General features: G+C 57.5%; 10 protein-coding genes. 8 read left to right on the plus strand and 2 right to left on the minus strand.

Translation table 11 applies throughout. The features are described from left to right. The coding region (locus tag RUM8411_RS22595) for a formate--tetrahydrofolate ligase (protein ID WP_143534934.1) at positions 1-124 on the minus strand (124 nt) is incomplete at its 3' end. 172 nt (positions 125-296) lie between these two features. Next, positions 297-1,232: a LysR substrate-binding domain-containing protein gene (locus RUM8411_RS20710; RefSeq protein ID WP_085824635.1), complete on the minus strand. Its 936-nt coding sequence runs from the start codon at positions 1,230-1,232 to the stop codon at positions 297-299. Between the two features lie 236 nt (positions 1,233-1,468). Between RUM8411_RS20710 and RUM8411_RS20715 the strand changes: the two genes are divergently transcribed. The 8 genes from RUM8411_RS20715 (at position 1,469) to RUM8411_RS20750 (ending at position 11,457) form a co-directional block, all read left to right on the plus strand. After that, positions 1,469-2,422, plus strand: coding sequence for an ABC transporter substrate-binding protein (locus RUM8411_RS20715; RefSeq protein ID WP_085824636.1), 954 nt, complete (start codon positions 1,469-1,471; stop codon positions 2,420-2,422). An 80-nt stretch (positions 2,423-2,502) separates the two neighbouring features. Then, positions 2,503-3,531: a quaternary amine ABC transporter ATP-binding protein gene (locus tag RUM8411_RS20720; protein ID WP_085824637.1), complete on the plus strand. Its 1,029-nt coding sequence runs from the start codon at positions 2,503-2,505 to the stop codon at positions 3,529-3,531. Further along, a complete protein-coding gene (locus tag RUM8411_RS20725) occupies positions 3,531-5,513 on the plus strand; it encodes an ABC transporter permease (RefSeq protein WP_085824638.1) in 1,983 nt (660 codons plus the stop codon). Before RUM8411_RS20720 ends, RUM8411_RS20725 begins: the two co-directional genes overlap by 1 nt. 14 nt (positions 5,514-5,527) lie before the next feature. Then, positions 5,528-7,927, plus strand: coding sequence for a trimethylamine N-oxide demethylase (locus RUM8411_RS20730; RefSeq protein WP_085824639.1), 2,400 nt, complete (start codon positions 5,528-5,530; stop codon positions 7,925-7,927). Then, positions 7,905-8,360 carry a hypothetical protein gene (locus RUM8411_RS20735; protein ID WP_159453933.1) on the plus strand — a complete coding sequence of 152 codons (456 nt, stop codon included), beginning with the start codon at positions 7,905-7,907 and terminating at the stop codon, positions 8,358-8,360. Before RUM8411_RS20730 ends, RUM8411_RS20735 begins: the two co-directional genes overlap by 23 nt. 127 nt (positions 8,361-8,487) lie before the next feature. Then, the gene (locus tag RUM8411_RS20740; protein ID WP_085824641.1) at positions 8,488-9,201 is read left to right on the plus strand and encodes a DUF4129 domain-containing protein; all 714 of its coding nucleotides are present in this window, start codon (positions 8,488-8,490) and stop codon (positions 9,199-9,201) included. After that, positions 9,198-10,511, plus strand: a complete 1,314-nt coding sequence (locus tag RUM8411_RS20745; RefSeq protein ID WP_085824642.1) for a hypothetical protein — start codon at positions 9,198-9,200, stop codon at positions 10,509-10,511. Before RUM8411_RS20740 ends, RUM8411_RS20745 begins: the two co-directional genes overlap by 4 nt. Next, positions 10,501-11,457 (plus strand): AAA family ATPase, encoded by a 957-nt coding sequence (locus RUM8411_RS20750; RefSeq protein WP_085824643.1) that lies wholly within the window; start codon positions 10,501-10,503, stop codon positions 11,455-11,457. Before RUM8411_RS20745 ends, RUM8411_RS20750 begins: the two co-directional genes overlap by 11 nt. Positions 11,458-11,484: the final 27 nt, after the last annotated feature.

An 11,484-nucleotide genomic window follows, 5' to 3' on the forward strand; every position in this document is an offset into this window, starting at 1 on the left:
CCTTCGCCTTGTCGTGGCCATAAGGCAGCAAATCATCACTGGAGATGCCAATCCTGGCCCCAATCTCCTGAATAGGCTTCTTATGCGCCTCTCGCGCAATCTCAATGTCCGATTTATAACTCATTGGATGTCTGGCTCCCTGAATGAAGAAATAGGCTGATCTTGTTCTGACCGAGTGCGTGATCATCGCCCCAGATTCGCGTCTATTTTTTCTTTAAGGTAAATATTTATTCCCAGCGGTCAATACGCGAACTTCGTATTTCCGAAATCAAACACCCTTAGTACCCCTTGTCCATTCACGCGTACCGCTTTCGACCCGCGCTAAGCCCAAGCAGCCAATCTTCGACAATCAGTTGTTCCGGGAATGCCTTATGCGTAGGTCGTTTTAAAAGGTAATAGCCCGACTTTGTCCGCACCGAAGCATCCCCCGCCGGCCGAACCAGCGCACCGCTGTCCAACAGCGGATCAACAAGGTGGGCCCATCCCAACGCAATCCCCAACCCATCGACAGCTGCTTGAACAGATAGCGGGTAGGTGTTGAAGGCAACCGCCCGTTCCATCACCGATGTAGCCACACCATTGCTGCCCAACCAAGTGCGCCACGTCATCCATTCAGCATGGCTGCTGGTCACTTCGATCAGGTCCATTTGGGGCAGAGCCGCCGAATCAGACGCCAACGGATTGCGTTTCAGGTATTCAGGGCTGCACACCGGAAACACCGTCTCGCCAAACAGCAATTGCACCGCATAACCCGGCCAGTTGCCATCTCCGCGCAATATCGTCAGATCCATAGCCTCTGACAGGCATTCCGCGTCGCTGTCCGAAGAGACAAGCGAAATGCGAATACGTCCGTTTGATTTGTTGAACTTGCGCAATTGCGGCATCAGCCACAGAGACGCCACGGAATTGGTCGCCGCAACCGTCACCGTATTGGCGCGGTGCTTGGCCAACATGTCCCGACTGACATCCCGCATCATGTCCAGCGACTGCTCTACAGTGGCCAGCAAAATGGCCCCTTGCTGGGTCAACGTTACCGACCTGTTCCCGCGCACGAACAAGGGGACATCATAGTGCTGCTCCAGCAGTCGTACTTTGCGGCTTATGGCTGTTTCAGAGATATTGAGAACCTTGCTGGCGCGAGCAAAGCTTTGCACTTTTGCAGCGGCCTCAAAGGCCAACAGGTAATCGAGCGGCGGCAGCACTTTCCCGGTCACTGGCGTTTTCTTGGGCATTTGAGGCCGAAATCCCGCGTTGGATGTGGTCACAATCAAAAAATTATGCCCACATCGGATAGCATCCGACAAGACAACTGATTGTTAATATAGCAAAAACCAGGGTTTGCCTCAAGATTTTATGGGCAAGGACCCTCAAATCTCTATTCTGCAACCAAAGCAGTTAAAGGCAAACTGGAAAAATTCAGGGCCAGAAGAGTCCGTTAGCAAAAAGAATCGTCACTCAGGGAGCAAACATGAAACTTTCACACTTACTTTCTACTGCAACCTTGGCAGCAGTGGCGGGAACGTTCGCAATCGCCGAAGACAGCAGTGATCCGATCGTTATCCCGATACACAATTGGTCAAGCCAAATCGTGATGTCGTCCGTCGTCGGCCTGATCTTCGAAGAAATGGGCAATAACGTCGAGTTTGTCACCACCGACAGCCAAGCGGTCTATGAATCGGTGCGTTTGGGTGACGTTGCGCTGGAGATGGAAGTCTGGGAAGGCGCATTTGGCGCATCCTACCGTGCAGCGCTGGAAAAAGGCGGCCTCCACGATGCCGGTGATCATGACGCGGTCACGCGAGAGGATTGGTGGTACCCGATGTGGACAAAGGACGCCTGCCCCGGCCTGCCGGACTGGGAAGCGTTGAACGATTGCGCCCACCTGTTCGCCACCGCTGAAACCGGCGATAAAGGCCGGTATCTGGACGGACCGGTCGACTGGTTGAAGCACGGTAAAGAACGCGCCGAGGCGCTGGACCTGAACTTCACTGTGATCAACGCCGGCTCTGCCGCAGCTCTGTGGGCTGAGATTGGCGCAGCCGAGGCGGACAAAAAGCCTGTTCTTGTGTTCAACTGGACCCCGAACTTTGCCGAGGCCGTCTGGCCCGGTGAGTTTGTCGAGTTTCCGGTCTGGGAAGACGGCTGTGACAAGGACCCCGCCAAAGGCCCGAACCCGGATGCCTTGTATGATTGCGGCAATCCCGCATCAGGCTACCTGAAAAAGGCGGCGTGGGATGGTATGAAAGATAAATGGCCGACCGCCTATTGCGTGCTGACCAATATCTCGTTCACCAACCCGCAGATCGCGGAAATGGCCAAACTGGTCGACACGGATGAGTTGGAGCCGGAAGAGGCGGCCGAAGAATGGCTGGATGCCAATCGCGCCGTTGTGGACCCCTGGATGAGCGCCTGCAGCACATAGTCTGATCCACACATACTGAAACTGGCACGGCCTTGTCCCACCCGACGACGCTAGGCCGTGCCAAGCAAGAAAGAACAGCCATGCCCGCCGGAACGCCTGTGATATCAGCCAAAAACGTATGGAAACTGTTTGGCCCATCGCCGGAACGTTATCTGAAATCCATGCCTGCGGGCCACAGCTTTGATGACATTCGCGCTGACGGCTATATCGCTGGCGTCAAGGACGCCTCAATTCAGGTCGATCGTGGGGAGATGCTGGTGATCATGGGGTTGTCTGGATCCGGCAAATCCACCCTTGTGCGTTGCTTCTCGCGTTTGCATGACATCACCGGCGGAACCATCGAAGTGGACGGTCAGGATATCAAGAGCCTGAGCGAGCGTGACCTGATCGAATTACGCCGCAACAAGATGGGCATGGTGTTTCAGTCCTTTGGACTGCTGCCCCACCGGACTGTTCTGGACAATGTGGCGTTTCCTTTGGAAATGCGCGGTCAGGATCGCCATGACCGGCGCGAACGGGCGTTGGACGTTATCAAGCTGGTCGGCCTTGAAGGCCGCGAAGAATATTTTCCGCGCGAGCTAAGCGGTGGGCAACAACAGCGCGTCGGCATTGCCCGTTCTCTGGCGATTGAGCCGGATATCTGGTTCCTGGACGAGCCGTTTTCGGCGCTGGATCCTCTGATCCGTCGAGAAATGCAAGACGAGTTTCTACGGCTCCAAGAGATGCTGGGCAAAACCATCGTTTTTATTACCCATGATTTCGACGAGGCGCTGCGCCTGGCCGACCGGATTGCCATCATGCGCAATGGTATGGTCGAGCAATGTGACACGCCGGACCAGATCGTGATGAACCCGGCCACTGAATATGTCGCCAAATTCACCGAAGAGATCGATAAGGCCCGCGTCGTCCACGCTCGCGGATTGGCAACACCGGTTAATGGCCACGCTTTGGAGGGTGCGCCAATTGACGGCGGGTCGACCATTCACGAACTGGCGCGTGTGTTGGTCAACGACACGCGCATCCTGTTGCCGGTAGCAAATGACAAAGGCGTTGTTACAGGTGTTCTGGACCGTGACGTCGCGCTGAACATGCTGCTTGGAACCGACTGATGGCGACGCTGTCCACCGAAGTGCCGGACGCATCGGCCAAACCGTCTGGCCAGCTCCGCGTGTTGACTACCTTGTTAGCCGCTGCCGCAGCATTGATCCTTGCCAAGGCGTTCGGCGTTCTGCCTGAATGGCTGAATCGCATCCCGGAATGGGCAATCCCGCCAACCGCCCAGGTGCTGGACGTAATCTTCGACTTTGTTCAGAACGATCTGGGCCTGATCTATGTGACCCGCTTTATCGCCGAAGGCCCGCTTGAATTTCTTCTGGATACCTCGGCCAACTTGTTGGAAGGCAAACGGCGCTGGCCCTTTCTGGGACCCATCCCTTGGTCTGCCATAGCCGCTGTGGCCGCTGTGGTCGGCTATGCCGTAGGGGGGTGGAGGTTGGCCGCATTGGGGGCTGGCACCTTTATTTGGACCGCCCTGATCGGGCAGTGGAAGATTGCCATGCAGACCATGTCTGTCATCGTGGTTGCCGCCCCGCTTGCCTTTTTGCTGGGCTTGACGCTGGGTGTCGCCGCATGGAAATACGGCTGGTTCGAACGGATGCTGAAACCCGTTCTGTCGGTGTTGCAGACACTGCCCTTTTTCACCTATCTTTTGCCCGCTGTGATCTTTTTCAAGGTTGGCCCCACGGCCGGGGCGGTTGCCACGATCACCTTTGCAATCCCACCTATGATCCTGATGACAACGCTGGGTTTAAAAAAGGTCAGCCCCGAGGTCATCGAGGCCGGGCAAATGTCTGGTTGCACCCGCTGGCAGATGCTGCGCCATGTGTACCTTCCGGCGGCGCGGACCGAAATTCTTGTCGGCGTCAATCAGGTCATCATGCTGTGTCTGGCCATGGTGGTTCTGACCGCGTTCATCGGCATGCCCGGTCTTGGCGCCAAGTTGCTGGCCATGATGGGCAGCTTCAAACTGGGCCGGTCTTTTGAGATCGGTGTCACAATTGTCTTGCTGGCCGTCACGCTTGACCGGATGTCCAAGGCCTGGGTGGTCAAACAACCGGTGCATTTCGACCGCGGCACGCCTTGGTGGAAACGCCACCAGATGCCGTTGATCGCCTTAGCTCTTTTCGCTGGCTTTACCCTGCTGGCCCAATTGTTCCCGATCCTGGCCGAGATTGGCCGCAAACAACATCTGAGTCAGGGCAAGGAAATCGATGTCGTTATCAAATCCGTCCTTGCTCTGGACGCGATCAAAGGCACAACCGAATGGCTGCGTTGGTTTTTGAACGTCAAGGTGCTGATCCCGTTCCGCAACACACTGCTGGCCATTCCGACACCGGCCTTCATCCTGCTGGTTGTTGCGTTTGCCTATTGGGTGGGCGGCCGCAAGCCCGGTATTTACGCAGCAGTGTTCTTTACCATCGTCGCCTTTTCGGGCTGGTGGGATCGGTCGGTCATCACGCTTTACACCGTAATCTCAGCGGTGGCGCTGGCCACGTTGATCGGGATCCCGCTGGGCGTCATTGCCGCCCGGTCCGAGCATTGGTCGAAAAGCATCCTGTTGGCCTGCGACACGGCCCAGACCTTTCCCAGCTTTATCTATCTGATCCCCGCGATCATGCTGTTTGGGGTCAATGACGTGGCGGTTGTGTTCTCGATCCTGATTTTCGCCGCCGTGCCCCTGATCCGCTATACGATCATCGGCCTCAGCACTGTGCCGCCAGAAATGACCGAAGCAGCGGATATGTCAGGCTCGACCCGAAGGCAGAAGCTGATGTCGGTGCAATTCCCACTTGCGCTGCCGACCATGGCCGTAGGGTTCAACCAGGCGATCATGTTCGCGTTCTTCATGGTCATCATCGCGGCCTTCATCGGCACCCAGGATCTGGGCCAGGAGCTGCAACGCACGCTCGCTGGCACTGAACTGGGCAAAAACTTTGTGCTGGGTATGAACGTGTCGCTGATGGCGCTGACCTTTGACATGGCCATCAGCAGCTGGACCCAAAAGCGCAAACGCGCTTTGGGCCTGGACTAACTGGAGTTTCGGAGATGAACGTAAAGCCTGTATTCGAGGTCCCGTTCGAGCGCAGCGGCGTGTTGACCCCCGGCCTGCCAATCCTGCCGCATGGGACCGAACGTCACCCGGTGCCTGGGGCCGGTTCTCGTGCGGTGCCTGTGTCCAAGGGCGACACCATTACATTGCTGGATCGCGACGGCATGCAGCCGGCCGAGATGGTGTTTTTTGCCCCAGACCGCAGCTCGGACGCGGCGATGCTGGGCGCGCAGGGCCATGGTCGCCCCAACGGGGTGATTGCCACGCTGGCAAATGGATCTCCCTCGGGACGCAAGGTTCTGCGCGCGCTGGAAACCGCCGGGTTCGATATCGGTCAGGGAGATGCCATCCGGGCCTTCACCAACGGTTCGCGTCCCGGCGATATGGTCAGCTTTGTGGCCGAAAACGATGGCCTGCTGATCGTCGCCGCCCCGGCCGAGGCGATGCGCCCCGAAAAAAGTAACCCCCCCTCGGACATTATCCTTTATATCCAACGCGCCGCCCCGGGCCTAGAAAAGCCCGATGTCGGCGCTCCTGAGCCTTTGGCGGACCCGCTGAAGGACATCAACATTCAACCCGGCAACGCCCAGTCCTATGAGGTGAAGGCTGGCGAGTTTATCCAGATTGTGGATATCCGCGGGCGCGAATGCTCGGACTTTCAGGCCTTTAGCCGCCGCGCCCTGGATCAGGGGATCGAGCGCGAGATTGACCCCACCACAACTCGCAGCCTGATAGGCAGCCTGTACCCGCAACCCGGCATATTCTCGAAATACTGGTCGGTGGATCAAGAACCGCTGGTCGAGATCGTGCAAGACACCTGCGGGCGGCACGATACGTTCGGACTGGCCTGCACCGCGCGCTATTACGAGGATCTGGGATATCCCGGGCACCTGAACTGCTCCGACAATATCAATCGGGACCTTGACCAATACGGCATCAAACCCCGCGCAGGTTGGCCTGCGATCAACTTCTTTTTCAACACCATGCTAGACGACACCAACGCGATTGGGATGGATGATCCCTGGTCGCGCCCTGGTGATTTTGTTTTGCTGCGCGCGCTGACCGATCTGGTCTGCGTCAGCACCGGCTGTCCTTGCGACATCGACTCAGCCAATGGCTGGAACCCGACCGATATACAGGTTCGAACCTACAAGGCGACCGAGGATTTCAAGCGGTCATATGGCTATAGAAAATCTGCGGAGGCGGATGTGGAAGACACCAAGAAAACAGCGTTTCACGACTGCTTTGCGCGGCATACCCGTGACTTCATCGAATACAATGGCTATTGGCTGCCCAACACGATGACCAATCACGGCGCGATTGCCGAATACTGGGCTTGCCGGGACAAGGTCGCCGTCATGGACCTCAGCCCGTTGCGCAAATACGAGGTCGTTGGCCCTGACGCCGAAGAGTTGATGCAGCTCTGCGTGACCCGCAACATGAAAAAATTGAGCGTTGGACAGGTCGTCTATACCGCGATGTGTTATGAACACGGAGGCATGATCGACGACGGCACCGTCTACCGACTGGCCGAGACCAATTTCCGCTGGATAGGCGGCAATGACACGAGTGGTCTGTGGCTGCAGGAACAGGCGCTCAAGCGGAATATGAACGTCTGGGTGCGCAACTCGACCGATCAACTGCACAACATCGCAGTTCAGGGACGCCACAGTCGCGAAATCCTGTCCAAGATCTTCTGGACTCCGCCCCAACAACCTACAATCGAGGAGCTGCCCTGGTTCCGACTTGCCGTGGCCCGGGTTGACGACGTTCAAGGCACGTCGGTCGTGATCTCACGTACCGGCTACTCCGGCGAGCTGGGGTATGAGATATTCTGCCACCCTAAAGACGCCAACGAGATTTTCGACCGCGTCTGGCAGGTTGGTCAGGATTACGGCATTACACCGCTTGGTCTGGCGGCGCTGGATATGTTGCGGATCGAAGGCGGGCTGATTTTTGCGGGGTCCGAGTTTGACGACCAAACCGATCCATTTGAGGCCGGTATTGGCTTTACCGTGCCGTTGAAGTCGAAAACAGATGATTTCATTGGTCGTGCCGCGATCGAGGAACGCAAGGCCCACCCTCACCGCAAATTAGTCGGGTTCGAAATCGAGGGCGGCACGATCCCCTCTCCGGGCGATTGTGTGCGTGTTGGAAAGGCTCAGGTGGGGGAGATCACCAGCGCAATGAAATCGCCCATTCTGGGTACGGTCATTGCCTTGGGTCGCGTTGCCACCACCCACGCCACCCTTGGCGACGAAATCGAGATCGGCCAGCTGGATGGTCAGCAAAAGCGTCTGAAAGCCAGAATTGTGCCCTTCCCGCATTTCGATCCGACAAAAGAGCGGGTGAAAGGAACATATGGCGACGCAAATGTTCCCAAAGCCGCCGAGTGATCACCGGGTCGCAGGGCAGCCGTTGCCTGTTCGGCTGGGCATTCTCATACTTCTGGCCGTGTATCCAACAATTGGCTGGGCGGATTCCTGTGACAGGGTCACCGTCCTTGAAAGGTTTGCAACAACTGGTGCTGAGCCTAACGGATCAACCTGCGCGACCTATGCGGGTTTGAACGGTACCAATGGTGTTTCCTGTTATTGGGCGTTCCCCTTCAGAAGCCACGAGGCGGCAGCGTTTTCAAATGACGTCTGGACCGAGGTCACACGCTGCCGGGTCGGACATGCATCGCCTGACACTAACCCGGTCAACCACCCCGACAGCTATGACGTGCGCGCGTTGAACGCCAACCAAGGCATTTACCGGGTAACGACCAAAGATAAAAACCAGCGACAGCGCACATTCGTGTTTCTCAGCGTCGAACAAAAGGGCTGAGAAAACCCCTGGAGCGTCTATTGAGCGTCGGCAATCCACTGTGCAGATATTGTCACATTGGCAACAGACCCAAACACACCGATTTGACATATTGCATCACTCCAATCGCTGATCTATCGATACCCCGATGCGTTGTGTTGTAGTATTGATTATCTCTTTTTCCGCGTGTGTTGCCTCGGTCGCAATCGCGCAGGAGGGGGTTATCGACACACCCGAACTTGGCGCTTCTGGGCAGGCTTACATGGACGCGGTCCGCTATGGGCGCATCGACACTGATGCGGTCTATTTCGATCCGACGCGCCCTGCCCCGCCGCTGGATACGGAATTCACGCCTACCCCCGAGCGCTCGGATCAGGACCGTTCGTGGGGGTTTTCCGGTGACGCCCAATGGATCATCGGCGTCATATCGTTGATTGTGATCATCTTTCTAGTCACGTTCACCTATTTCACAGCACGCGGCACTTCCGTGTCGTTCGGCAAACGTATCGAGAATACCGCGCGCAATTCCCAGCGCGGATCATCCGAGGACGGGACCGAGGCCGAGGACAATGCGGACCTGAACACCCTCCTGAACCTGCCGGACCGGCAGATGGCACTGATCGGACTGGCACAGCTGGCGCTGACCAGATGTCTGAACGCCAACGGGGTGTTGTTCAAACGCAGCTGGACCCATCGTGAAGCACTGCGAAAACTGCCTCAGACCTTGTCCTACATACAGGACCTTCGGGCCCTGGTTCTGGACAGTGAGCGTGTTCATTTCGGCGGGCGTTCAATCAGCGAAGGCGACTTTGCCTCGCATGTGGCCCGCATTCGTCCGATCCTGCGGGAGGTCGGACCATGAGCGACGTCACCCAATCCCACCCCATGCCGCAGATCCGGCTGGACTTTGTTGTTGTTGGCCTTGTCATTGTCTTGTCGCTGGGCGTGTTCTTCTACCTGACTGCACAACGGCAATATGTGCTGCGCGAGTCGGTCAACGGGTTTGAAGGGCTCGAGATCTGGCTGAATAGCAAAGACCATGAGGCCCAGAGCTTTACCGGCGGATGGCCACTGGACCGGAGCTCGATCGGGTTGCTGATCCAGCCGGTGTTTGACACAAAGCCCGGCACCGATCGTATGGCCGCGCAAACCAAAGAGGAATTGCTGATTCAGGCGGACGAGTTCGATCAGACCATCCCGGTCATCCTGGAAAAAGCCCAGTCCGTACCCAGCCTGATCATCCTGCCCAAATGGCGCACCGGAATGCGCCTGACAGGCTTTGGCCATCCCTTTCTGCTGGCTCCGCGCAGCGATGTCCAAAACGTATTGCGCCAAATCACCGGATCTGACGTTGGCCGGTTGTCTTACATGCCCAACCCGTTCTCGGATTTCCGGTATCAGGGTGATGATGCCGTAATGTCAGCACGAACCTATGCCGGTCAGGTTTTTGAAGGCACCGGGTGTGAGCCTATCATTGGCAGCCCAGGCGCGATGGTGCTTGGCCTGTGCCCTTTGCCTGAAGGCGGCGAACAGGACCAGGTCTATATTCTGTCGGACCCGGACGTATTGAACAATCACGGGCTGCGGCTTGGGGAAAATGCGCGGATTGCCAACCAACTCTTGCCGGGCATTGCAGATGGCAATCGGATCATCATCGATTACAGCGACCAGAACTGGTTGACCGAACCAGAACAATTCACCAAGCGCGAGCGGACATGGGACGACATTGCGCAGCTGTTCGACTACCCGTTTCGAGTGTTGTGGATAGGTGCGGCGCTACTGTTGGGGCTTGCGATCTGGCGCGGCGGCATTCGCAACGGTCCGGTCCTTGATCAGCACCTTTCGCTGGGGTCGGGAACGCGCACTGCCAATGCCGCGCGGGCGCGTCTTATGCGTCTAACTGGGCAGGACGGGGCGTTGTTGTCCGATTTCGTTGACACCCGAATTCGTGCCGAAGCGGCCGAAGTTTTTGGCTCTGCCCATGTTGTCGCCGACGGCACCGAGGCCGCTTACCTGCGCTATGTCCGCAGCCGCCGGCCAGCGGTGGCTGACAATCTGCAAGACCTGCTGCACGCAATCAGGGGCCTGCCAGCCCATCTGACAGCCAGCGACGCCATCACATATGTGGACCAATTTGAATCGATACTGGAGCGATTAGCCGATGACGCTTGATGAACTTTTTGCCCATGCCGAGGCTCTGCGCGCAGAGATCGGCAAAGTGGTTCAGGGACAGGAAGAGGCGATTGATCTGTTGCTGACGGCCCTGTTCGCCCGGGGCCATGTGCTGCTCGAGGGGCCTCCGGGTACCGCCAAAACGCTGCTGGCACGCAGTTTCGCCGGGGCACTGAATTTGGATTTCGGGCGCATCCAGTTCACACCCGATCTAATGCCCGGAGACGTGCTGGGAACCTCGATCTACAACTTTCAGACCAGCGAATTTGTTCTGACCAAAGGCCCGGTTTTCAGCCAGATCCTGCTGGCGGATGAGATCAACCGCGCACCGCCGAAAACACAGGCCGCCCTGCTGCAGGCCATGAACGAGCGGATGGTAACAATCGATGGTACCGACCATGATCTGGGATCAGAGTTTATGGTGGTGGCAACCCAAAACCCGATTGAGCAACAGGGCACCTATCCCCTGCCCGAGGCCCAGCTGGACCGTTTTCTGTTCAAGGTTCACTTGACCTTTCCGCCCGAAGATATCGAGCTTGCGATCCTGCGCCAACATGCAGCTGAACCGCTGGACTTCCTGACCACCACCCAGGCCGTTGCGCAGGTCCTGGATGGGGCAACCACCCACGCGGCGCGTCAGTTGATCAACGGCATCGTGTTGGATGATGACATTCTGGCTTATATCCTCAGGGTGGTGCGCGCGACCCGCGAAAGCGCAGACATTGCTTTTGGCGCATCGACACGGGCGGCGGATGCAATTGCTGGGGCCGCCCGCGCAGCAGCGGCGCTGAACGGGCGCGACTTTGCAATCCCCGACGACGTCAAGAACCTGATCATTCACGCCTTGCAACACCGGATCGTCCTGAGCCCCTCTTCTGAAATCGAAGGCCGCAGCGCCCGGCAGGTGCTGGAAAACATCCTTAACCAGATCGAGGCGCCCCGCTGATCCGTCCATCCTCAAAACTGCTGATCG

Source organism: Ruegeria meonggei (assembly GCF_900172215.1).
Lineage (GTDB): Bacteria > Pseudomonadota > Alphaproteobacteria > Rhodobacterales > Rhodobacteraceae > Ruegeria > Ruegeria meonggei.

Excerpts from the sequence above, each read along its gene's own strand:
- RUM8411_RS20715 (WP_085824636.1), top strand. The coding sequence starts at position 1,469 with ATGAAACTTTCACACTTACTTTCTACTGCAACCTTGGCAGCAGTGGCG.
- RUM8411_RS20730 (WP_085824639.1), top strand. The coding sequence starts at position 5,528 with ATGAACGTAAAGCCTGTATTCGAGGTCCCGTTCGAGCGCAGCGGCGTG.
- RUM8411_RS20720 (WP_085824637.1), top strand. The coding sequence starts at position 2,503 with ATGCCCGCCGGAACGCCTGTGATATCAGCCAAAAACGTATGGAAACTG.
- RUM8411_RS20750 (WP_085824643.1), top strand. The coding sequence starts at position 10,501 with ATGACGCTTGATGAACTTTTTGCCCATGCCGAGGCTCTGCGCGCAGAG.
- RUM8411_RS20725 (WP_085824638.1), top strand. The coding sequence starts at position 3,531 with ATGGCGACGCTGTCCACCGAAGTGCCGGACGCATCGGCCAAACCGTCT.
- RUM8411_RS20745 (WP_085824642.1), top strand. The coding sequence starts at position 9,198 with ATGAGCGACGTCACCCAATCCCACCCCATGCCGCAGATCCGGCTGGAC.
- RUM8411_RS20735 (WP_159453933.1), top strand. The coding sequence starts at position 7,905 with ATGTTCCCAAAGCCGCCGAGTGATCACCGGGTCGCAGGGCAGCCGTTG.
- RUM8411_RS20740 (WP_085824641.1), top strand. The coding sequence starts at position 8,488 with ATGCGTTGTGTTGTAGTATTGATTATCTCTTTTTCCGCGTGTGTTGCC.
- RUM8411_RS20710 (WP_085824635.1), bottom strand. The coding sequence starts at position 1,232 with ATGCCCAAGAAAACGCCAGTGACCGGGAAAGTGCTGCCGCCGCTCGAT.